This window comes from Pseudomonas sp. ICMP 3272, assembly GCF_001466905.1.
GTDB classification, from domain to species: domain Bacteria; phylum Pseudomonadota; class Gammaproteobacteria; order Pseudomonadales; family Pseudomonadaceae; genus Aquipseudomonas; species Aquipseudomonas amygdali.
The window spans coordinates 180259-201285 of record NZ_LKEK01000064.1 but is presented as its reverse complement, the minus strand read 5'-3'; the positions used below and the strand labels follow the sequence as shown (position 1 = coordinate 201285).

The window sequence follows — 21027 nt, the reverse complement described above, 5'->3', positions numbered from 1 at the left end:
TGGTTGAGTGCAAGCACACAACACCTGCGGGAGCGAGTCGTGCGACGCTTCGCCTGCTCGCGAAGAGGTCGTTATAGCCCGCGTAAACAGGGTGTTTGGAGCAACGTCTTCGTGAGCAAGCTCACTCCCACAGAAGTCTTTATTCACAGTTCGACAGGCGGCAGACCCGCTTTTCGGGTTCTTGTAAGACCTACGTAGACAAATCGGCGCTGGAGCGTAAGGAACGACAGCTTTAATTATCGTGCGTCGCTCTGCGTCGCATACCGTTCTGGACGCTCCGCGTCCTCTTGTGGCGCAGAGCGTCCAGTGCTGGAATCATCAGGGCTAGGTATAACAAGCCAGGTGGTGAGTGTCGTCAATGACTGACGCGGGAGGATGCATGCAGTATTCGGGCGAGGACTTTTCTATAAGGGTATTGGCGTTTGATGATTGCGAGTTGATCAACCGGTACGAAAAGGCCAATCGCAAGCATCTGCAGCCTTGGGAACCGTTGAGGGACGATGACTATTTCATCCTCGAAAACGCCAGATCCAGGGTTCAGCAGCAGTGGGAAAGCATGCAGGCCGGCAGCGCGGTTTTCTTCCTCGTCACCGAGCCAGACGGCGGCGAATTGCTGGGGCGGTGCGGTTACACGAATATCGTGAGGGGCGTTTTTCAGGCCTGCAGCCTCGGCTTCTCGCTGGCAGGGACTGCTCAGGGACGTGGCTTGATGAAAAGGGCGCTTGAGGTGACCAATCGCTATTGTTTCGAGCAGATGAGGCTGCATCGAATCATGGCCAGCCACATGCCAGCCAATGTACGCAGCGAGCGACTTCTGCAATCAATCGGCTTCGAAAAGGAAGGGTACGCGCGCGCCTACCTGAAAATTGCCGGCGTCTGGGAAGACCATGTCCTGACGGCACTGATCAATCCGAACGAGGCCTGATAGCGGAGCGAACGCCCTTCCTACTTCTGCGCCACGTCATCCTTTTCCCAGCCGCCGCCGAGTGCCAGAAACAGGTTGATCTGTCCCATGGCCACTTGGGTGTTGGCTTCTGCCATCTGTGCGCGTACGTCGGTGTAGGTGCGGGTGGCTTGCAGGTCGGCGAGGAACGAGGCGCGTCCGGCCTGGTAGAAGCGGTGGGTCTGGTCAGCGGCTTCCTTGGCCGATTGTTCGGCTTCCTTGAGAGCATCGCGACGGTCGAGCAGGGCGGTGTATTGCGCCAGACCGGTCTGGGTCTCACGGATGGCGTTGAGCACCACACCGTCAAAGCGCGCCAGTGCAGCTTGCGCCGAGGCTTCAGCCTGATGGATACGTGCGCGTGAGCCGTTGGACGGGATGGTCCAGTTCAGCAGCGGCCCGAAGCCCCAGCGGTTGGCGGCCGGTTTGCCGAGGTTCTCGATCAGGCCGGTAGTGCCAATGCTCGCGCCGATGCTGATGTCCGGATACAACTCGCCGGTGGCAACACCGATCTGCGCAGTCGACATCGCCAGATGGCGTTCAGCCTGACGCACATCCGGACGGCGTTTGAGCAGCGCTGCGCCGTCGCCTACCGGCATGACCTGCGCAATGTGCGGCAGCGCATTGCAGCTGCTGACCCCGGCGGGCAGTTGCTCGACAGGTTTGGCCAGCAGCATCGACAGGCGGAACATCGCCGCCTGACGCCGCGCTTCGTAACGGGGCATTTCGGCGCGCAATGACTTGAACTGCGTCTGCGAGCGAGTGACCTGGGTTTCATCGCCTCGCCCGGCATCGCGAAGACGCTGGTTGAGGGTCACGCTCTGTTGTTGCAGGTCCAGCGATTCGCGGGCGATGTCGAGCTCTTCGTTGGCCGCGCAAATCTGTGTGTAGGCCCGAACCACATCGGCGACCACGGTGATGCGTGCGGTATCGACCGCCGCCTGATTGGCATCGACATTGGCCTGCGCCGCTTCGATGCCGCGCTGCAAGGTGCCGAACAGATCGAACTGATACGACGTGGTCAGGCCCACATCCCCGACATTGGCGACCGGCACCTTGTCGGTCAGCAGAAACGCTTCGCCCGACTCCTGCACGCGCTGTGCGCCAATTTTCGCGCCGTTGGTAAAACCGCCCGCCGCTTCGGCCTCCGAGGTCTGGTAGCGGGCACGCTGCAGGTTGGCGGCGGCGATGCGCAGGTCGGTATTGGAGGCGATGGCCTGGCGCACCAGTTCATCCAGACGCGCATCCTGATACAGCCGCCACCAGTGCGCAGGCACCGGGGCCGATACCGTGTTGACCGAGCGCCCGGCCAGCTCGCCCTGTAAATCCGGACGATTGATCGCTCCATCCTTGGGCAGTTGGTAATCCGGCCCGACTACCTGACAGGCCGACAGCACGGCAGTAAAACCGAGTGCGGCCACGCGTAAGGCACGTTTCATCGTGTGCCCTCCTGCGTATCGTCGATGATCGACACCGTTGCAGTACGCCCGGCGATCATACGGAAGTCGGCAGGTACGTCATCGAAGGCAATGCGCACCGGAATACGCTGTGCCAGACGCACCCAGCTGAAGGCCGGGTTGACGTTGGGCAGCAGGTTCGAGCCGCTGCTGCGGTCGCGGTCTTCGATACCGGCAACGATGCTCACCACATGGCCGGTCAGCCGTGCGTTGTCACCGATGACGCGAATGTCGACGCCCTGGCCGACATGAATGCCGTCCAGTTTGGTTTCTTCGAAATAGCCGTCGATGTGGAACGATGCGGCATCGACCACCGACAACACTGGACGTCCGGCAGTGACAAACTCATGGTCGCGTGGCGCGCGGTCGTTAAGGTAGCCGTCCACCGGGCTGCGGATCACCGAACGATCCAGATTCAGCTGCGCGGCATCCACTGCGACCTTTGATTCACCAAGCGCAGAAAGGGCGCGGGCTTCGCGGGACTGGCTTTCTTCCAGTTGCTCACGCGCCACCAGGTTGCCCAGGCCACGGTTACGCTTGTTCTCGCGGCGTGCCTGCTCCCAGGTTTCCTGGCGCTCGGCGACCGTGGCCTGCGCCTGACGCAAGGCCAGACGGAAGCGGTCCTGATCGATGGTGAACAGCACCTGGCCCTTGTGCACGGGCTGATTGTCGGTGACTTCGACCTTCTGGATCAGCCCGGACACGTCCGGCGCGATCTGCACGATATCGGCGCGAATATGCCCGTCGCGGGTCCACGGCGCGTACATGTAATACATCACCATGCGCCACACAACGACGGCAGCCAGAGTGACAACCAGCAGGGTCAGGACCACACGGCCCAGTGTCAGTATCGGTTTTTTCATGTCATCAGGTATCGACTTAGAGTATCCACGGCGCCGAGCAACAAAGCGTATAGACCTACGTTGAACAAAGCCCGGTGCCAGACCAGACGGTAGAAGTGGGCACGCGACAGCACGGCGTGCACGACAAGAAACAGCAGATAGGCGATGCCCATCATCGCCAGGAACGTGGGGATGAAGATCCCGCTGATATCCAGATCACCGATCACAGGGGCGCTCCATCGATGTTATGCGGCAGTTGCTCGGTCAGTTCGCCGCCCACGGTGACAATCTCGACCCCCGGCAACAAGGCCAGACGCAGGCCACTGAGGGCGTGCAACAGGTGCAGCCGGGCCGGGTTGTCGCCCATCTCCTGCGCCGTCAACGAACGGCGTGCGCGGTCCATGGCCATCAACAGGCCGCGGGGCGCGGGCAGCCTTTCACCGGCCTTGCGACAGTGCTTGAAATAGCCGCTGACTTCATCGATCACCTGACGCAACAACACTTGTGCGGCAGGCGTGGCGCGTCGGGTGTAGGCCAGCAGATCGAGCATGTTCAGCGCGACCCGCAGTTCACGCAGGGCAATCCCGGTGTCCTGCGCGGTGAGCGTCAAACGCGGCAGTTGCTGCATCAAACGGTCGAGCATTTGCACGCCCATGCGCCGGTGTTCGGCCAGAGACGAGTCTTCACTGAGGCTGGCGATGTCACGCCAACTGAAACGGGTCAGACGCTTGACCGCCAGTTCAACGCCGAACGGGCGGAACACCAGCGTCCAGATAAAGGCGAACAACAGCCCGGCAGGACCGGCCAGGTTGGAGTTGAGAAAGTTCATGAAGTCCGCGTCGTAGGCGCTCTGAATGCTGATGAACGACGAGGTGTTGACGATGGTCAGCAGCGTGCCGAGAAAGAAACGCGGTTGCACAGTCAGGGTGCCAACGCAGATGAAGGGCACCGCAAAGGCCAGCACCAGCATCGGGAAGTCGTGCAGGTTGGGCAGCACCACGAACAGGTACAGGCTGGCAAATACCACCGAGAGCAGGGTCCAGAAGAAGAACCGGTAGATTTGCGGGGCAGGGTCGTCCATGGCTGCAAAGAAACTGCACGATACCGCTGCCAATGCCACGGCACTGGCACCGTCTTTCCAGCCCAGCAGAATCCACAACACCGATGCAGCGATGATCGCCAGTACCGTCGAAGTCACTGAATAGAGCATCAGGCCGCGGTCCAGAAACGGCGTCAGCCGACCCAGACGCCAGTGGCGATAGACCGCGCGCCACTGTGACTGATCGTCGGTCTTGATCGCGTATTGCAGGGTTCGGCAATCCAGCCACAGGTCGATCCACTCGCCGAGCCTGAACAGTGTATTGGAGAGCAGCAGTTGATCGCGGTCGTCCAGATGCGTGGAGCTCGGCTGAAGGCGTTCCAGCTCACCGTGCAATTGTTGCCATTGCTCCCGTTGCGGGCCGTCAGCTGTACTTTCAAGCCAGTCGCAAGCCTTTTGCAGTACGGGTTTCAGGCTGGCCAACAGCTCGGGCGTGCGCCGCTCCAGCGCCCACAATGCGTCATCCAGTGCATCGATGACCGGCAAGAGATGGATCATTCGGCCGCGCAGTTCATTGGCATTGCGTACGGTTTGCTTGCGTGCACCCTCGTGACTCAACTGGCCGATCATCATTTCCAGCGAGTTGAAGCTGCCGACCATCGAATTGCGCAGTGCGCCGATTTCCTCGGGCTCACAGGTGCGGCTGATAAAGCGCTGGCTGTAGGTAGAGGCGTCACTGAACCATTTTTCCGTGGTGGCCTGAAACACCGGTGCCAGGCGTCTGGGCCAGAACATCGCACCCACGACAGCGGCGCAGATGATGCCGAGAAAAATCTCTTCGGTACGCGACACGGCGATGTCGAATACAGCCTGCGGGTTGTCGACCACCGGCAGGGAAATCAGCGGCATGGTGTAACCCGCCAGCATCAGTGCGTAGCTGTTGGCCGTGCGCAAGTGCAGGGAAAGGAACAACAGCGTGCCGGTCCACAGTCCGACCACGATGGCCAGTAGCAAGGGCGTCTGTACGAACATCGGCACCAGCAATACCGATGCAGCCGCGCCAGCCAGAGTTCCGGCGGCCCTGTACAGGGCTTTGGAACTGGTTGGGCCGACAAAGGGACTGGAGACGATGTACACCGTGGCCATGGCCCAATAGGGGCGAGGCATTTCCATCAACAGCGCGATGTACAGCGCCAGCATCGATGCGCCGAAGGTACGTACGCCGTAGAACCAGTCGCGTGCCGGTGGGACGCTGGAGAAAAATCCGCTCAAACCGGCCCCCCGTGCTCACCTTGTGCAGCCTCGGCGAAGGCCTGAAATACCCGCAAGGTAGCTTCGAGATCGGCGGGTTGAAGGCCCTGAAGCACATCCGCCCGCAGACGCGTCAGCTCCAGTTCTATCGAGCCAGCCAGCGCACGACCCTTGTCGGTCAGGCTCAGGGCCTTGGCGCGGCGATCATTGGGGTCTTCGCTGCGGCAGACGATGCCGGCCTTGCACAGCTGGTCGAGCAGGCGCACCAGTGTCGGGCTTTCCATGCCGGCCGCCTGCGCGACTTTTACCTGATGCACGCCGTCACCCAGGCGTGCAATGGCCAGCAGTGGCCCGGCGCACGCTTCAGAAATTTCATAGGTGGCCAGTGTGTTCTGGCAAATGCGTCGCCATTGGCGAGAGGCGGCTACCAGGCCGCTACTGACAGCGCGATGCAGTGGGTCGACAAGCATGAATCACCGGGGTTGGGTCGTGAACAATTTAGTTAGGAGCGTTATTGTTAGGGAGGATATTAGTAGGATGCTAACTAATATCTCGTAACAAGTTCTTACAGTCAACCCGTAACTGCCCAGTGGGGCTTTTTCGGTTACAGGGGCGTCCGAACGGGTTTTTTGAGGGAGCGTAGAGGCGATGAACGGCTATCTGCGTCCGCTTTTAGCGGTGAAAGTTCATTATTTCAAAAAGTAATTGCTACCGTTCGTCGGTAAGAGGCCCGGAAATGCCGAGCTTTTACTCAGCCTCATTCAAAAAAATGGCGCGGCACCCGATAGAAGGGTCCTGATGAATCGCCGCCTGCAGCAAATGGATGGCAATCTGCCTTGTGTCGTGATTTGACATCAAAGTAGTGGCATTGGTGTTTTTGTGGCGGTTTATTGGCGTCATAGTGTTGTCGTCGCTGTTTAAAAAATAAACGATTCAGCCGATAGTCTGGTTGACCACAACGGGCCAGCACGCCCGTTCCAGAGCCATTCTGTCGGTGCGCAATGCGTACCTTGCGAGCTACTCCATGATCGACCTTGCCACCTGGAATCTTTCCGTCCCTGTCGGAAGTCCCGCGACCATCATCGAAACCCCCAAGTTGGTGAAGGGTTATCGGGATGGCTATTTTCAATCCGGGGATACGCTGTTTTTCTGGGCACCGGTGACCGGTTCCACCACAGAGAACGCCAAGTACCCGCGCTCCGAATTACGCGAGACGACGTCCGATGGCAGGGTCTTCAACTGGGCCTACTCAAGCGCTGACAATTTTCTGCGCGCGACGCTGGAAGTCGATCAGGTGCCTTCCACGGGCAAAATCGTGATCGGTCAGATTCATTGCTACCAGAGCACCGAGCCGCTGCTGAAGGTTGAGTACCAGTACAAGGAGAAGCTGCAGACCGGCAATATCGTCGCCAAGTTTCGTCGTACGCCAGACTCGGAAATCGAGGTCATTACCATTGCGCAGGGCGTGCCGCTCAACAAGCAGTTCAACTACACCATCAACCTGTCGCCCAGCGGCGACCTGACGGTCAATGCCTTCGACGCAGTCTGGTACGCCAAGCTGGATTCAGCCTGGGCCAGCAAACTGTTCTACTTCAAGGCAGGGGTCTATACCCAGGACAATACCGGTTACACCACTGAAGGCGGTTCGGCCACTTTCTACAAGCTGGCCATCGCCCACGAGAAAAAGAATTGATCGTTACGGTCTGGAAGATTCAGACCGCTGGAAATATCAGACTGAAGCAGATTCTGCCGGCGGCGGGTTGAGCCACTTCGACCCGCCCGCCATGCAGGTGCATGATTGCCGTAACAATGGCCAGCCCCAGGCCGTTGGAGTCCGAGCGCTCATGGCGCGAGGCGTCACCCCGATAGAAACGGTCGAACAGTCGCGCGAGCGTGGCGTGTGGCAAGACCGGGCCCTGATTTTCTACCTCGATTCGCCACTGACGATCAACCGCCGCAACACCAATCAGGATCTCGCTGTTTTCATTCGCATAGCGAATTGCGTTGGCGACCAGATTGCTCAGGGCACGACGCAGCAGGATCGGGTCGGCCAGCAACGTACCGTGTCCGCTGTGGCTCAGCCGCAGATTACGCTCTTCAGCCAGCCCTTCGAAATAACCGGCCACGCGTTGCAATTCATCGTGCAGGTCCAGCGGCTGGCGTTCCAGCGCGGCCTGGGCTTCGTCCGCTCGTGCCAGAAACAGGATGCTTTCCACCAGCCTTGAAATACGTTCCAGCTCTTCCAGATTGGAAGCCAGCAAGACTTGATATTCGTCGGCGCTGCGGTTCTGGCGCAAGGCGACCTGGCAGTGGCCCATCAGCGAGCCGACCGGCGTACGAATCTCGTGGGCCAGATCGGCGGAGAACTGCATCAAGCGTCGATAGCCATCGTCCAGACGGTCAAGCATGGCGTTGAAGGCGTCGCTCAATTGTTGCAGCTCGACGGGCGTATCACGGCTGTCGAGGCGTTTGTGCAGGCTGGCGGGGGTGATTGCGGCGGCATGGGCAGCCATTCTTCGCAGTGGACGCAAGCCGCGACGCAGCAGTACATAACCCAGGGCTGCGGTGATCAGAAACGCCAGGGCCACGGCTATATAGATGCGCTGACGGAAGCTGGCGAGCATGGCCATTTCCTTGACCATCAGGTGCGCTGCCTGCAAACGTACTTCGACACCGTTGGACATCACCTGTACGGCAGCAGCGCGCAACGGCACGCCTTGCAGGCTCATGCCGCTGCGCAGGTCATCGACACGCAGCGGTTGGTCCTGCGCCACGGTCGGCAGTTCCGGCAAGGGCGCGTGCTGCGGGTTGACGGAGATAACCGGTGACTTGCCCGGCTCTCCGATGATGAAGATATCTTCTTCGCTGTCGAGCATGTTCTCGAACAGCTGCGGGCTGCCCTTGAGGTTGTCCATGGTCAGGTCATAGCGCAGCAGCTTGCGAAAGTGGTCCAGTCGCGCAAGCACGGCATGGTCACTGCGTTGCATCACTGTTGCTTCGATTGACTGATACAGATACAGGCCGGCACCGCTGACGGTGAGCATCGCCACCAGGGCAAATGCCAGGGTCGAGCGCAGGGTCAGGGAAGGCTGGCGTCGCATGGCCGTACCTCGCACACATAACCAATGCCGCGCACGGTGTGGATGAGCTTGACCGGGTAGGGCAGGTCGACCTTGCTGCGCAGACGCTTGATGGCGACGTCGACGACATTGGTGTCGCTGTCGAAATTCATGTCCCAGACTTCCGAGGCAATCTGTGCCCTGGACAGTACGTCGCCTTCGCGGCGCAATAACAGGTGCAGCAGGGCGAACTCCTTGTTGGTCAGCACGATAACCTGTTGCTGACGCGTCACCCGGCGGCGCAACAGGTCCAGTTCCAGATCGGCCAGATGAAAATGGTCCGCCTCGCGCACCACGCCCCGGCGCAGGATGGTGCGGATGCGCAGCAGCAGTTCAGTGAAGGAAAATGGCTTGACCAGATAATCGTCAGCGCCCAGTTCCAGGCCGCGAATCCGGTCCTGCAACTGGTCGCGCGCGGTGAGAAACAGCACCGGCACGTCCTGCCGGGCGCGCAGTACTTCGATGATTTGCCAGCCGTCGATGCCTGGCAGCATCACGTCCAGCACGATCAGGTCGTAGCGGTTTTCCAGCGCCAGGTGCAGGCCGTCGGCCCCGTGCTGGGTCCAGTCGACCTTGTAGCCGGACTCACCCAGACCCTTCTTCAGGTATTCGCCGGTTTTGGTGTCGTCTTCAATCAGCAGGATATGCATCGTTTTGTCCGCTACGCTTTTGCAGGCACCCACGGTGCACCGATGCCGAAGTCTAACCAGTTGCCGACAAGGTGTCCGGCGAATGACAAAAATGTCATTGCCCGGTCATTCTGCGGTGCCGGTAACGGTGCAAGGATGGGTTTCAGATATCAACTGCCAAGGAAGTACCGATGAAGACTGCACTCTCTACTACGTTCGGCCTGCTGTTGCTCAGCGCTGCTGTCATGACTCAGGCTGCTGACATGAAGGTGGTTAAACCCATGCGCGGGACCGTCGACAGCGTGAGCGCCGACACACTTGACTTCACCACCCGTGCGGGCCAGCACGAAAGTATCAAGCTGACTGACAAGACCGGTATTCGTCTTGTGTCCGAAGCTGACTTCAAGCAAATCAAAGGCGACAGCTTCGTGGGTTCGGCTGCCATTCCCCAGGCTGATGGCACGTTGAAAGCGCTGGAAGTGACCGTGTTTGAAGCGAGCCTCAAAGGCAGCGGCGAAGGCCATTATGGTTGGGAAAACGCGGATGGCAGCACGGGCACCATGACCAATGGCACTGTCGGCACGCTGGCCGGGGCTGATGGTCGCACGCTGACCGTCAAGTACGAGGGTGGCGAGAAGAAGTTGGTGGTGCCGCAGGATGTGCCTATCGCCTACGTCGAGCCAGGCAAGGTTGATCAGTTGACCAAGGGCGCCAAGGTCGTGGTGTTCCCGGCTGACGACGGCAAGTCTGCTCGTGGTGTGGCAGTCGGCAAGGACGGGTTTACCCCGCCGATGTAATCACCGCCAGGGCTGTCAGGGGCGCAAGGCTGCCCCTGACAGCCTTTTCCATGCCTGATCAGAGGGATCTCGACATGAAAACCCGCCCCATTCATCCGTGGCCGGTGCGCCTGACGCACTGGGTCAATGCCGTGGGCATGGTCTGCATGTTCATGAGCGGTTGGGCGATCTACAACGCATCGCCACTGATGCCGTTCACCTTTCCCAAATTCCTGACACTCGGCGGCTGGCTGGGCGGTTCCATTGCCTGGCACTTCGCGGTGATGTGGCTGTTGGTGATCAACGGCCTGCTGTATGTGCTGTATGGCGTGTTCAGCCGCCATTTCAAACGCGACCTGCTGCCGGTTCGGCCGTCCGAAGTGACGCGTGACATGAGTGACGCGTTGCGTTTTCGACTGGTCCACGTCAAAGGCCGTTACAACGCGGTGCAACGGCTGATGTACTGGCTGGTGCTGGCCATGGGTGTGTTGGTGGTGCTGTCCGGCCTGGCGATCTGGAAGCCGGTGCAGTTTCAGGGGCTGGTCAGTCTGCTGGGCGGATTCGATTTCGCCCGTTGGGTACATTTCGGGGCGATGACCGCCATCGGCGCATTTGTCATCGTCCATCTGCTGCTGGTCGTGCTGGTGCCCAGTACTTTGCTGCCGATGATTACCGGCGGCCGCCAGCCGAACGAAGACGGAACTGCGCAATCATGAACGAACCACGTAAACGCATCACTCAGCGTATCCGCCTGGAGCCCGCGCAGGAGCGTCAACTGATCGATATTCAGCGCCGCTCGTTTCTGCGCGCGGGGCTGACCGTGGGCGCGATGTCGATGCTCACGGGCTGCAACCTGCAGGATGGCGATCAGGTCGACAAGGTGCTGTGGGCCATGTCGCGCTGGAATGACCGGGTTCAGGCCTGGCTGTTCAACGGCCAGAAGCTGGCGCCGACCTACAGCAAGGCGCAGTTGACCAACCCGTTCCCGTTCAATGCCTTCTACCCTGAGTACAACGTGCCGGAGCTGGATCTTTCCGATTACCAGCTGGCGGTGTCGGGGCTGGTGCGGGACAAGCAGCCGTGGACGCTGGGTGCTCTGCGCAAATTGCCGCAACGCACCGACATTACGCGGTTGATCTGTATTGAAGGCTGGAGCGCGATAGGACAATGGGGCGGTGTGCCGCTGAAGACGTTTCTGGAGTATATCGGCGCCGATACCACGGCACGTTTTGTCGGCTTCAAGTGCGCCGATCGCTATTATTCAAGCCTGGATATGCCCACTGCGCTGCACCCGCAGACGTTGCTGGCGCTGGACTTCGGTGAAGTGGCTCTGCCACCTGATTACGGTTACCCGTTGCGGGTGCGGGTGCCGACCAAGCTGGGCTTCAAGAACCCCAAGCACATCGTCGAGATCTTCGTCAGCAACGAGAATCCTGGCGGGTACTGGGAGGATCAGGGCTACAACTGGTTCAGCGGGATCTAGGAGCGGACGCAGAGCGTCCAGAAGGGCATTCGACGCAGAGCGTCGCACGATGGCGGTAGTTAGATTATCGTTCCTCACGCTCCAGCGTGGGAATACCCTTCGTGACGCTCTGCGTCACATGGCGGTTTTTTCTTTGTCAGGTGGCTTGAGGTTCGGCTCAGGTCACCTTTTCGCCCCTCGGCGAGTGACTTTGACGGGGCAAAGTAACCAAACCCCCTCGCTCCTGTTTCCGGCCCGACTTCGTCGGGTTCCTTCGCTCTGGCACTGACGTCGCACTCTGCGTCGTCAGTGCCATCGCGTTAAAAAGCGCTTTCAGGCGCGGCGTTTCAGGTCAATTCAGGCCCAGTTTGCCGCGCAGGGTCGAGAGGTCTTCGGCCAGGGTGTTGACCGGGCCGACCAGGGCTTTGCGGTCGTTCTCTTTGACTTTGTCGTAGGTTTCAAAGCCACCGTCCTTGGTCTTGTACTTGGCCAGAATCTTGTCCACGGTGGCGAAGTTCTTGTCGACTTTGCTGGAGAAGGCTTTGTCCTGCTGCTCGATCTGCGGGCGGAACAGGTCGACGATTTTCTTCGCGCCGTCGATGTTGCCCTGGAAGTCATACAGGTCGGTGTGGCTGTAACGGTCTTCTTCGCCGGAGATCTTGGTCGCCGCTACTTCTTCCAGCAAGGCTGCTGCGCCACCGACTACTTTTTCAGGCGGGAAGGTCAGGTCGGCTACGCGCTTTTCCAGGTCCTTGACGTCGCTCAACAGCTTGTCGGCGATAGGGCCCTGGTCCTTGGTGGTGTTCTGCGAGAACAGCGCGTACTCCAGACGATGGAAACCGGTGAAGTCTTCTGCCGTAACGCCTTGCTCGTGGTCGTCGACGCGTGAGTCGATGGACGCATCCAGGTCACTGAACAGTTCGGCAATCGGCTCTACCGACTCGTAGTACACGCGGGTAGGGGCATACAGCTTTTTGGCCGTCGCGATGTCGCCCTTCTTCACGGCATCGGTGAACTTCTGGGTGTGGCTGACCAGTTCTTCGATGTTTTCGGTCACGTAAATCTTGTAGTCCGAAACCGGACCTACCAGGTCCAGCGGCGCGGTGGCGGCAAAGGCAGCCAGTGGCGTCTGGAGCAGGCCAAGGGTCAAGAGCAAAGCCAGGGGCGTCTTTTTCATGGGTGTCTTCCGGGTCTGGAGTGGGTAGGTCATGCAGTTTTAGTGGACGACGCCGCTGCCAGCAGCGAGCGGCCGATGAAATCCTGGTCACCGGTTACCCCCGGCAGGGTGAAGAAGTAGCCACCACCGACCGGTTTGAGGTATTCCTCCAGCGGCTCGCCGTTGAGGCGGCTCTGAACGGTGATGAAGCCTTTTTCCAGGTCAGCCTGATAGCAGATGAACAGCAGGCCCATGTCCAGCTGACCGTTCTTGTTCACCCCGTTGGAGTAATTGAACGGGCGGCGCAGGATCAGGTTGCGCTGGCTTTCGGCGGTACGCGGGTTGGCCAGGCGGATGTGCGAATCCAGTCGGGTTTTCTTGCCTTCCGGGTCTGCGGCATAGTTGGGCACATCGGTCTCGACCTTGCCGTCCATAGGCGCACCGGTGCTTTTGCTGCGGCCGAAAATCGATTCCTGCTCCTGCAATGGCGTACGGTCCCAGCGTTCCACGAAGTTACGGATGATCCTCACGGCCTGGTAGCTGCCATTGGCGGCCCACGCTGGCTCATCGCTGCCGGGCTGCACCCAGACCAGCTCGTTCATGGTCTTCTGATTGTTGGAATCCGGGTTTGCCGAGCCATCCCGGAAACCGAGGAAATTACGCGCGCTTTCCGGCGGCTGGCCAGGCTTCTTCGGTGCCTGGGGCGGCACGGTGCCTTCCTGTTTCCAGCGCACCAGCAACAGGTCAGGCAGGTTCTTGACGATGTCGCGCAGGGCGTGAATGTTGCTGTCGGCGGTGTTGGCGCAGAACTGGATGCTCAGGTCGCCATGGCAACTGGCCGGATCCAGCGCGTCGTTGGGGAAGCCGGTCATGCGGATCAGGCGTTTGGGTTTGACCGGGGTCAGGCCAAAGCGCTCATCGAACAGCGATTCGCCTACCGACACGGTAATGGTCAGGTTATCCGGGGTGACCACAGGGCCAAGAATGCCGGAATCAGGCGGTGGCAGTTTCGGATCAATCTCCGGCACCGGGCCGCCGGTCATCAGGAACGCGATGCGCTCATTGAGCGTGCGGAACAGGCGCTCGAGGTCTTCGCGGTCGGCAGCCAGCACGTCGAACGCGACCAGCATGCCTGCGGCCGGACGCGGGTTGACGATGCCGGTCTGATGCAGGCCGTGAAACTCGTTGTGGTCCTGAGTCTTTTCGCTGTTAGGCGCTTCGGTGACCTGCGCCGGCGTTGCGGCCAGTACGTTGCCGCTAAGGCTGCTGCCAGCCAGCGCGGCACCGGCAGCACCGAGACCCATCAGGACACGGCGACGCTGTATTGAAGCGGGAGCGTTAGTAGCGTCTGGATTGCTGTCTGGGTTTTTCATCGTAGTGTGCTGTGCTCCAGTGAATCAGAGGTCAGAAAGGCCAAGTGCCGCGTCGATGCCATTGAGTGCGTCAGCCAGTGCGCCAGCCTTGGCGGCGATTTGCCGACGCTGTGTCTCGTCCACCTGGTCATAGGGGCGCATGCCCCCATCAGCGGTGCTCAACGCATCAAGTGTGGTGTCCAGATCAGCCATGGCTGCATCGATTTTTTGCAGCAGATCGGCAGCGCTGCGGGTCAGCAACGGACGCAGCAGATCGACGATTTTGCGGGTTCCGTCCAGATTGGCGGCAAAGCCGTTGAGGTCGCTGTGGCTGTAGCGTTCTTCTTCGCCGTTGCTGCGCACGTCAGCCAGGCTGCGCATCGTGCGGGTGGCGATGGCGGCCAGTTGTTCGGGGGCCAGCGATTGCGCCATCAACTGCTGTTTAAGCTGAGTGACATCGGTTTGCAGGCGCTGCGCGACGGGCGACAGGCCCTCGACGCTGTGCTGCTCGAATAATGCGTATTCAATGCGGTGGAAGCCGGTAAAGCCCGGATCCTGCTCACGCTTCTCGTAGTAATCGGCGCGGGCATTGATGGCATTGTCCAGTTCCGACAGGCGCTGAGCAGCGGGAGCAATGCGCTGATACGCGGTGCGGGCGGGCAGATACGCCGCCTGCGCGGCGCTCAGGTCGCCAGCCTCAATGGCTTGTTGCAGAGCCGTCACGGCCTTGATCAGCGCCGAACCTTGCAGGCTCAGGTACACCCGGTATTCGGAAAGAGGGCCGATGAAGGCGGTCATCGACGGGCGTGCCTTGGCTTTTGCATCGGACTCGGCGGTCGGGGTGACGTGCAAGGTGCCACGCGGGTTACTGAGCAGGCCGCAGGTGATCGCGTAATCGCCGGGCGCCAGATTGGCATTGATCACCTGGCTCAAGCCCGGCGCAATGTTTTCCCGCTCTTCAACCACCAGCACGCCATCGAGAATTTCCCATTCGACGGCGCGTTCCGAGCGGTTGACGATGCGGAAGGCATTCTTGCCCGCCGCCACTGTCAGCACATTCGGCTCACAGTTGCGAGCGTGAATATTGACCACGGTTTCAGTGCCGGCATTGGCTGCACGCTTTTTTGCCGCGACCTGCGAGGCGTAATAGAACAGCCCGCCAGCGGCAATCATCAGGATCACCGAACCGGCGACAGCCAATTGCAGGACACGGGGCGGCCGGGCGTTCTCGGAAGGCCCTGGGGTACGGATAGACATGGGTGCCCTTATTCGTTCGTCACAGAAGATGTTTTCGGCTGTAGGGTCTTGCCGGACGCCGGGGTGTGCGGCATGAAGAACAGCAGCAGCGCCCCGATCAGGTAAATCAGGTAGACGCTCAAGGTGCTGACGGTCGGAGCGTCCTGGTAACCGAACATGCCGGCCAGTACCGAGCCGGCAGGGCCATCCATCGGCAACAGTGCGCTGATGTCGAAGACCACTTCCTGCAGATGATTCCAGACCCCGGCTTCATGCAGCGCCTGAACGGAATTGGCGAGAATGCCCGCGGCTACCACCAGAATGAACAACCCGGTCCAACGGAAAAACAGGCCCAGGTTCAGGCGCATGCTGCCGCTGTAAATGGCTACGCCGAAGCCTACGGCCAGCAACAGGCCGAGCAGGGCACTCAGCGGTGCGCCCGAGCCTTCGCTCTGCTGGAACACCGCGAGCAGAAAGAATACGGTCTCCAGCCCTTCGCGGGCCACGGCGAAAAACACCATGGCGATCAGTGCGTAGGTCTGGTTTTTCGAGCCGGTGAGGGCAGCGTCCAGAGACTCATGCAACGCGTGCTTGATCGAGCGGGCGACTTTGCGCATCCAGAACACCATCGAGCTTAAAATGCCCACGGCGATCAGGCCGACAATGCCTTCGAACAACTCCTGTTGCTTCTGCGGAAACTCGGCGCTCATCAACTCAAGCCCGCCACCGACGAACAGCGACAGCGCGGCAGCGAGGAACACGCCGATCCACACCGCAGGCATCCACTCGCCGCGGCCGGTCTGCTTCAGGTAACTGGCGATAATGCCAACAATCAGCGCGGCTTCGATGCCTTCGCGCAGCATGATCAAAAACGGAACGAGCATATCTCACCGGGTCAAAACTGTAGGGTGAACGTGCTTCAGCGAGCCATAAGCCGGAAACACTGCGTAACATAATGATACTCATTCTTGAATGCGGGTAGTTGTTTTTTATCTGCATCCCGGTTTTGGCAGGTTGTTCAGGTCAGGTTCAGCTGGGCTGGCTTGAGCGTAGTAAATACCGGGGGCGGCCACTGGGTGGCCTGACCTGCCCATTTCTATTTGGGAAAACACGATGTCATCAGAATCAGACGCACCTGGCAGCGAGTGCGCACAGCCAATTGACGCGAACGCTGCTGCACATGCAGAGGCGGTCGAAATGCTCAAGGCCATCGACAGGCGATGGGAGTCACTGATCAATCACGTCGGCCCCTGTCTGCACCCCGTCACGGCTGCGCAGGACCCATTCCAGGCGCTGATCAAGGCCGTCGCCTATCAGCAACTGCATGCCAAAGCGGGTGACGCTATGGTCATGAGGCTGCGCGCCCTGTTTCCAGACGCGGCTTTTCCGGCCGCGCAGGCATTGGTCGAGCTGGATGAGCAGACACTGCGCTCCTGCGGTTTCTCGGCGTCCAAGTGCCGTGCGATCAAAGCCATTGCCGCGGCACGGGTCGACGGTCTTGTCCCCGATGTCAGCGCTGCATTGGCCATGAGCAATGAAGCGCTTGTCGAGCGCCTCATCCAGTTGCCGGGCGTAGGTCGCTGGACGGTCGAGATGATGCTCATTTACGGTCTCGGTCAGATGGACGTGATGCCCGCCAGCGACTATGGCGTGTGCGAAGGCTATCGACGGCTGTATGCTCTCGAACTCAAGCCGGGTCATAGGGAAATGGCCAGAATTGGCGAACGGTTCGGCCCTTACAGGACGATTGCCGCCTGGTATTTGTGGCGAGTACCGGCCAACTTCAGCGACATCGATTTATCTCGAATTTGAAAGCAAGACTCGGAGTGCCTGTGTGTTGCGGCTGGGATAGGCTCATCGAAACCAAGACAGGCCATCAGCATGGAAAACATGAAAGGCACGTTGAAAGCGCGCGCGCCACGGACCGAAGAGGACCCGCGCTGGGAGATCCTGCTCAATCGTCGTTCAGGTGCGGGCGCTGACTTCGTCTACGGTGTGCTGACAACCGGTATCTACTGCAAACCCGGCAGCCCGAGCAAACTCCCAAGACCGGAAAACGTCGTGTTCTTTTCTTCGGCAAGCGAGGCTGAAGCTGCCGGGTTTCGCCCGTCGCGGCGCACTGGCAGTGATCAGCAAAGCGTGGACCTCAAGCATGCCTCGGCCGTTTCCGAAGCCTGCCGGCTGATCGACACCTGCGACTCGATGCCCAATCTCGCTGCGCTTGCGGAGAAGGTCGGGATGAGCAGTTTTCATTTTCACCGCACTTTCAAGAAGCTCACCGGGTTGACGCCCAAAGCCTACAGCGTCGCTTCCTTGCGCTCGCGAGTGAAAGTCGAGCTTTCCCACGACGTGACCATCACCAGTGCGCTGTATGAAGCAGGCTTCAACTCCAACAGTCGATTCTATGAGGCTTCGCAGAAAATGCTGGGCATGAAACCTTCTGAATACCGCGCAGGCGGGACCAATGTCGATATCAGGTTTGCACTGGGTGAAAGCTCGCTGGGCTCGATTCTGGTGGCCAGAAGTCCCAAGGGTATCTGCGCCATTTCGCTCGGAGACGACCCCAATGTTCTGGTCGAAAAGTTTCAGGATCAGTACCCCAATGCCAACCTGATCGGCGGGGATGAAGAGTTTGAACAACTGGTCTCCCAGGTCGTGGGCTTTGTCGAGTCGCCCGCGACCGGCCTCGCGCTGCCGCTGGATATCCGCGGCACGGTTTTTCAGGAGCGGGTATGGCAGGCGCTCAGGGATATACCTGCCGGATCGACCGCAACCTACACCGATATCGCCACCCGGATCGGTATGCCCAGCGCGGTTCGCGCAGTGGCGAATGCGTGCGGCGCCAACACGCTGGCAGTTGCCATTCCCTGCCATCGGGTCGTGCGCAGCGACGGGGCGTTATCCGGCTATCGCTGGGGTGTCGAGCGCAAGCGCAAGCTGCTTGAAATCGAAGCTGCCGAGGGAACAGGGCTTCTTTCAGGGCTTTGAACAGCACCCTGACTCGCCGAGAATCCGGTAGGCCAGCCTTACCCGTTCTTCATTCGGATAGTTCTTGTTGGCCAGAATCACGATGCCGAGCTGTTTTTCCGGTATGAACGCGACATAGCCACCGAAACCGTTGGTTGATCCGGTCTTGTTGACCCAGACCGCAGATTGCGCTGCCTGCGGCGGCTCGATCACTTCGGTTTTGAGCGTGTTCAGCATGGCACTGGCGTTGCCTTCAAGCAGCTGCGCCAAGCCAACCGGCATCGGATACTGCTCCCAGATCAGGTCCTGAGTCATGCCGCCGACTTTGAAATAGCTGATCCGTGTGTCGCTGAGCGCGCGTTGCAGCGGCGCGTCGTATTGACCAGGCCCAAGGTTTGCCTCGACAAAACGGATCATGTCCCGAGCACTCGATTTCACGCCGTAGGCTTCACTCGCCAGAGGACCTGGGTTAACCCTGACCGGTTCGTCGAGTTTGTTGTAGCCCTGTGCATAAAGCGCCTGCTTTTCGTCCGGTACGGTCACGTAGGTGTTGCTCAGGTTCAGCGCCGGAAACAGACGCTGCTGGAGGGCTTTTTCATACGGCAGCTTCATGCTGCGCGCTGCAACCATGCCGAGCAGGCCCACACTGGGGTTGGCATAGGTGCGGTGGGTGCCGGGCAGGTAGTCGGGCTGCCAGGCCTTGAAATAGTCCATCAATTGGCGAGTGTTCTGCACCTTGTCGGGCACTTGAAGGGGGAAACCGCCTGCTGTGTGGGTGCCGAGGTGAAAGACCGGTATTTTGCCCAGACGTGTGTCATTCAATTGCGGCAGGTAGGTGTCGATGCTGTTGTTCAGCGACAACTGCCCATTGGCCTGCGCCCAGGTGGCCAGTGTGGCGGTGAAGGTTTTGCTGATCGAGCCCAGTTCGAACAACGTATCGCTGGACACCGGCTGGCCGGTTGCTTTTGAGGCGACGCCGTAGTTATAGAACTGTTGTGTACCGTTGCGGGTGACGGCGATGGACATGCCTGCAATGTTGTTTTTCTGCATCACCTGCTGCGCCGCTTGCTGCACAACGGTATCAAGGTCAGGTGCCGGGTCTTGAGCGCAGGCAAGGGAAGCGTTCAGCACAAGCGCCGCGCATAACAGTGTCTTATTCCATGGCATCACATGATTCCTTGTTGTTTTGGGTCGCCGCCGATCATCGAAGAACGCTGTTTTGAAGCCTTGCTGCGGTGGTCGGTGGCGGCGGGTTTGCGTAATATGCCTCCTTTTTTGCGCTTCCTCCACGGGGCGCGGTTCAGGTAACCCATGAAATCAATCCGTATACGCGCCGAAGTCCTGGCCGGGCTCACGACATCCTTTGCCTTGGTGCCCGAGTGCATTGCCTTTGCACTGGTGGCCCATCTCAACCCGCTGATGGGGCTCTACGGCGCGTTCATCATTTGTACGCTGACGGCCCTGTTCGGCGGGCGTCCGGGTATGGTCTCCGGCGCGGCCGGTTCGATGGCGGTGGTGATCGTCGCGCTGGTGGTGCAGCACGGCGTGCAATATTTGCTGGCGACCGTGCTGTTGGGCGGTTTGATCATGATCCTGTTCGGGCTGCTGCGGCTCGGCAAACTGGTGCGGCTGGTGCCTTATCCGGTGATGCTGGGCTTCGTCAACGGCCTGGCGATTGTCATCGCGATGGCGCAATTGGAGCACTTCAAGGTGGGTGAGTCATGGCTCAGCGGTACGCCGCTGTACGTGATGCTCGGTCTGGTGGCGCTGACCATGGCGATTGTCTATCTGTTGCCGCGCCTGACTCGTGTTGCACCGCCTGCGCTGGTGGCGATCCTGAGCGTCGGGCTGGCGGTCTACCTGCTCGGCCTGCCGACCCGCACCCTGGGCGACATGGCGCACATTGCCGGTGGCCTGCCGGTATTCGCCATGCCGGACATTCCGTGGAGCCTGGACACCCTGCGCATCATCGCCCCGTACGCCATCCTGATGGCGCTGGTCGGTCTGCTCGAAACCCTGCTGACCCTGAACCTGACCGACGAGATCACCGAGACCCGCGGTTATCCGGATCGCGAGTGCGTAGCGCTGGGTGCTGCCAACGTGGTGTCCGGTGCCTTCGGCGGCATGGGCGGTTGCGCGATGATCGGCCAGACGGTGATCAACCTCAGTTCCGGCGGCCGCGGTCGTGTGTCGGGCGTGGTGGCGGGTTTGATGATCCTGATGTTCGTGCTGTTTCTGTCGCCGCTGATCGAGCGCATTCCATTGGCGGCGCTGGTCGGGGTGATGTTCGTGGTCGCTCAGCAGACGTTCGCCTGGGCCTCGTTGCGTGTGCTGCGCAAGGTGCCGGTCAATGACGTGTTGGCGATCATTGCCGTGACCGTGGTCACGGTGCTTACCGACCTGGCCACTGCGGTGCTGTTCGGCATCATCATCGCGGCGATCAACTTTGCCTGGCAGCAGGCCCGCGAGCTGTATGCAGACAGCCATGTAGAGGCCGACGGCAGCAAGGTCTACCACCTGCACGGCACGCTGTTCTTCGCCTCGACCACGCCGTTTCTCGACCAGTTCAACCCGGCCGATGACCCGGCACAGGTGACACTGGACTGCCGCCACCTGAGTTTCGTCGATTACTCGGCCATTGCTGCGCTCAAGACCTTGCGCGAGCGCTATGCCAAAGCGGGCAAGCATTTGCGCGTGGTGCACCTGTCCGAGCGCTGCAAGCGGCTGCTCAAGCGCGCCGGCGTGCAGCACGCATGAGCCGCGTTTAGGCCGTATGTCTTTTCTCTGATACCGAAGGTGTG

General features: G+C 60.1%; 21 protein-coding genes. 8 read left to right on the top strand and 13 right to left on the bottom strand.

Annotation, left to right across the window (positions count from 1 at the left end; translation table 11 throughout):
* Positions 1-379 precede the first annotated feature (379 nt).
* Positions 380-925, top strand: coding sequence for a GNAT family N-acetyltransferase (locus tag AO068_RS18620; protein ID WP_058409105.1), 546 nt, complete (start codon positions 380-382; stop codon positions 923-925).
* 20 nt (positions 926-945) lie between these two features.
* On the opposite strand, the gene AO068_RS18615 is transcribed toward AO068_RS18620, so the two are convergent.
* From AO068_RS18615 to AO068_RS18595, 5 genes are read right to left on the bottom strand one after another with little or no spacing between them, the layout of a single operon-like run.
* Positions 946-2379 (bottom strand): efflux transporter outer membrane subunit, encoded by a 1434-nt coding sequence (locus AO068_RS18615; RefSeq protein WP_058409104.1) that lies wholly within the window; start codon positions 2377-2379, stop codon positions 946-948.
* On the bottom strand, positions 2376-3260 hold the full coding sequence (locus tag AO068_RS18610) for an efflux RND transporter periplasmic adaptor subunit (protein WP_005733732.1): 885 nt from the start codon (positions 3258-3260) through the stop codon (positions 2376-2378). The genes AO068_RS18615 and AO068_RS18610 overlap by 4 nt, the downstream gene beginning before the upstream one ends.
* Positions 3257-3466, bottom strand: a complete 210-nt coding sequence (locus AO068_RS18605; protein WP_003315925.1) for a DUF1656 domain-containing protein — start codon at positions 3464-3466, stop codon at positions 3257-3259. The genes AO068_RS18610 and AO068_RS18605 overlap by 4 nt, the downstream gene beginning before the upstream one ends.
* Complete coding sequence (locus tag AO068_RS18600) at positions 3463-5550, bottom strand: FUSC family protein (protein WP_058409103.1); 2088 nt, start codon at positions 5548-5550, stop codon at positions 3463-3465. The genes AO068_RS18605 and AO068_RS18600 overlap by 4 nt, the downstream gene beginning before the upstream one ends.
* A complete protein-coding gene (locus tag AO068_RS18595) occupies positions 5547-5999 on the bottom strand; it encodes a MarR family winged helix-turn-helix transcriptional regulator (RefSeq protein WP_057455218.1) in 453 nt (150 codons plus the stop codon). Before AO068_RS18595 ends, AO068_RS18600 begins: the two co-directional genes overlap by 4 nt.
* A gap of 554 nt (positions 6000-6553) precedes the next feature.
* Here AO068_RS18595 and AO068_RS18590 point away from each other — a divergent pair.
* Complete coding sequence (locus AO068_RS18590; protein WP_005733740.1) at positions 6554-7222, top strand: polysaccharide lyase family 7 protein; 669 nt, start codon at positions 6554-6556, stop codon at positions 7220-7222.
* Positions 7223-7241: 19 nt separating this feature from the next.
* Here AO068_RS18590 and AO068_RS18585 read toward each other — a convergent pair whose 3' ends face one another.
* Together AO068_RS18585 and AO068_RS18580 are read right to left on the bottom strand one after the other, a co-directional pair.
* Positions 7242-8630, bottom strand: a complete 1389-nt coding sequence (locus AO068_RS18585) for a heavy metal sensor histidine kinase (protein WP_058409102.1) — start codon at positions 8628-8630, stop codon at positions 7242-7244.
* Positions 8609-9298 carry a heavy metal response regulator transcription factor gene (locus tag AO068_RS18580; RefSeq protein ID WP_002554192.1) on the bottom strand — a complete coding sequence of 230 codons (690 nt, stop codon included), beginning with the start codon at positions 9296-9298 and terminating at the stop codon, positions 8609-8611. Before AO068_RS18580 ends, AO068_RS18585 begins: the two co-directional genes overlap by 22 nt.
* 170 nt (positions 9299-9468) lie before the next feature.
* On the opposite strand from AO068_RS18580, the gene AO068_RS18575 reads away from it, so the two are divergent.
* The 3 genes from AO068_RS18575 to AO068_RS18565 all read left to right on the top strand — a co-directional run bounded on the left by AO068_RS18575 (position 9469) and on the right by AO068_RS18565 (position 11536).
* Positions 9469-10074, top strand: coding sequence for a hypothetical protein (locus tag AO068_RS18575; RefSeq protein ID WP_058409101.1), 606 nt, complete (start codon positions 9469-9471; stop codon positions 10072-10074).
* A gap of 74 nt (positions 10075-10148) precedes the next feature.
* Positions 10149-10769 (top strand): cytochrome b/b6 domain-containing protein, encoded by a 621-nt coding sequence (locus tag AO068_RS18570; RefSeq protein WP_058409100.1) that lies wholly within the window; start codon positions 10149-10151, stop codon positions 10767-10769.
* Positions 10766-11536 carry a molybdopterin-dependent oxidoreductase gene (locus tag AO068_RS18565; protein ID WP_003370326.1) on the top strand — a complete coding sequence of 257 codons (771 nt, stop codon included), beginning with the start codon at positions 10766-10768 and terminating at the stop codon, positions 11534-11536. Before AO068_RS18570 ends, AO068_RS18565 begins: the two co-directional genes overlap by 4 nt.
* A gap of 331 nt (positions 11537-11867) precedes the next feature.
* On the opposite strand, the gene efeO (AO068_RS18560) is transcribed toward AO068_RS18565, so the two are convergent.
* Genes efeO (AO068_RS18560) through efeU form a run of 4 tightly spaced genes read right to left on the bottom strand, consistent with a single transcriptional unit; the run spans position 11868 to position 16143 of the window.
* Positions 11868-12692 carry an iron uptake system protein EfeO gene (efeO, locus tag AO068_RS18560; protein ID WP_003370329.1) on the bottom strand — a complete coding sequence of 275 codons (825 nt, stop codon included), beginning with the start codon at positions 12690-12692 and terminating at the stop codon, positions 11868-11870.
* A 29-nt stretch (positions 12693-12721) separates the two neighbouring features.
* Complete coding sequence (gene efeB / locus AO068_RS18555) at positions 12722-14044, bottom strand: iron uptake transporter deferrochelatase/peroxidase subunit (protein ID WP_058409099.1); 1323 nt, start codon at positions 14042-14044, stop codon at positions 12722-12724.
* Between the two features lie 24 nt (positions 14045-14068).
* A complete protein-coding gene (efeO, locus tag AO068_RS18550) occupies positions 14069-15280 on the bottom strand; it encodes an iron uptake system protein EfeO (RefSeq protein WP_058409098.1) in 1212 nt (403 codons plus the stop codon).
* 8 nt (positions 15281-15288) lie between these two features.
* Positions 15289-16143, bottom strand: coding sequence for an iron uptake transporter permease EfeU (gene efeU / locus AO068_RS18545; protein WP_058409097.1), 855 nt, complete (start codon positions 16141-16143; stop codon positions 15289-15291).
* A 313-nt stretch (positions 16144-16456) separates the two neighbouring features.
* On the opposite strand from efeU, the gene AO068_RS18540 reads away from it, so the two are divergent.
* A complete protein-coding gene (locus AO068_RS18540; RefSeq protein WP_058409096.1) occupies positions 16457-17071 on the top strand; it encodes a DNA-3-methyladenine glycosylase family protein in 615 nt (204 codons plus the stop codon).
* Positions 17072-17140: 69 nt separating this feature from the next.
* Positions 17141-18247 (top strand): bifunctional DNA-binding transcriptional regulator/O6-methylguanine-DNA methyltransferase Ada, encoded by a 1107-nt coding sequence (gene ada / locus AO068_RS18535; protein WP_058409095.1) that lies wholly within the window; start codon positions 17141-17143, stop codon positions 18245-18247.
* On the opposite strand, the gene ampC is transcribed toward ada, so the two are convergent.
* Together ampC and AO068_RS29040 are read right to left on the bottom strand one after the other, a co-directional pair.
* Positions 18236-19393 carry a class C beta-lactamase gene (ampC, locus tag AO068_RS18530; RefSeq protein ID WP_058409094.1) on the bottom strand — a complete coding sequence of 386 codons (1158 nt, stop codon included), beginning with the start codon at positions 19391-19393 and terminating at the stop codon, positions 18236-18238. The two genes, ada and ampC, sit on opposite strands and share 12 nt — an antisense overlap.
* On the bottom strand, positions 19393-19539 hold the full coding sequence (locus AO068_RS29040) for a hypothetical protein (protein WP_005744526.1): 147 nt from the start codon (positions 19537-19539) through the stop codon (positions 19393-19395). The genes ampC and AO068_RS29040 overlap by 1 nt, the downstream gene beginning before the upstream one ends.
* Here AO068_RS29040 and AO068_RS18525 point away from each other — a divergent pair.
* Positions 19538-20983 (top strand): SulP family inorganic anion transporter, encoded by a 1446-nt coding sequence (locus AO068_RS18525; protein ID WP_058400933.1) that lies wholly within the window; start codon positions 19538-19540, stop codon positions 20981-20983. The two genes, AO068_RS29040 and AO068_RS18525, sit on opposite strands and share 2 nt — an antisense overlap.
* Positions 20984-21027 lie beyond the last annotated feature (44 nt).

Bases quoted from the DNA above. Each gene is read 5' to 3' on its own strand.
- AO068_RS18620 (WP_058409105.1), top strand. From the start codon at position 380: ATGCAGTATTCGGGCGAGGACTTTTCTATAAGGGTATTGGCGTTTGAT.
- AO068_RS18615 (WP_058409104.1), bottom strand. From the start codon at position 2,379: ATGAAACGTGCCTTACGCGTGGCCGCACTCGGTTTTACTGCCGTGCTG.
- AO068_RS18610 (WP_005733732.1), bottom strand. From the start codon at position 3,260: ATGAAAAAACCGATACTGACACTGGGCCGTGTGGTCCTGACCCTGCTG.
- AO068_RS18595 (WP_057455218.1), bottom strand. From the start codon at position 5,999: ATGCTTGTCGACCCACTGCATCGCGCTGTCAGTAGCGGCCTGGTAGCC.
- AO068_RS18590 (WP_005733740.1), top strand. From the start codon at position 6,554: ATGATCGACCTTGCCACCTGGAATCTTTCCGTCCCTGTCGGAAGTCCC.
- AO068_RS18585 (WP_058409102.1), bottom strand. From the start codon at position 8,630: ATGCGACGCCAGCCTTCCCTGACCCTGCGCTCGACCCTGGCATTTGCC.
- AO068_RS18580 (WP_002554192.1), bottom strand. From the start codon at position 9,298: ATGCATATCCTGCTGATTGAAGACGACACCAAAACCGGCGAATACCTG.
- AO068_RS18575 (WP_058409101.1), top strand. From the start codon at position 9,469: ATGAAGACTGCACTCTCTACTACGTTCGGCCTGCTGTTGCTCAGCGCT.
- AO068_RS18570 (WP_058409100.1), top strand. From the start codon at position 10,149: ATGAAAACCCGCCCCATTCATCCGTGGCCGGTGCGCCTGACGCACTGG.
- AO068_RS18565 (WP_003370326.1), top strand. From the start codon at position 10,766: ATGAACGAACCACGTAAACGCATCACTCAGCGTATCCGCCTGGAGCCC.
- efeO (WP_003370329.1), bottom strand. From the start codon at position 12,692: ATGAAAAAGACGCCCCTGGCTTTGCTCTTGACCCTTGGCCTGCTCCAG.
- efeB (WP_058409099.1), bottom strand. From the start codon at position 14,044: ATGAAAAACCCAGACAGCAATCCAGACGCTACTAACGCTCCCGCTTCA.
- efeO (WP_058409098.1), bottom strand. From the start codon at position 15,280: ATGTCTATCCGTACCCCAGGGCCTTCCGAGAACGCCCGGCCGCCCCGT.
- efeU (WP_058409097.1), bottom strand. From the start codon at position 16,143: ATGCTCGTTCCGTTTTTGATCATGCTGCGCGAAGGCATCGAAGCCGCG.
- AO068_RS18540 (WP_058409096.1), top strand. From the start codon at position 16,457: ATGCTCAAGGCCATCGACAGGCGATGGGAGTCACTGATCAATCACGTC.
- ada (WP_058409095.1), top strand. From the start codon at position 17,141: ATGGAAAACATGAAAGGCACGTTGAAAGCGCGCGCGCCACGGACCGAA.
- ampC (WP_058409094.1), bottom strand. From the start codon at position 19,393: ATGCCATGGAATAAGACACTGTTATGCGCGGCGCTTGTGCTGAACGCT.
- AO068_RS18525 (WP_058400933.1), top strand. From the start codon at position 19,538: ATGAAATCAATCCGTATACGCGCCGAAGTCCTGGCCGGGCTCACGACA.
- AO068_RS29040 (WP_005744526.1), bottom strand. From the start codon at position 19,539: ATGGGTTACCTGAACCGCGCCCCGTGGAGGAAGCGCAAAAAAGGAGGC.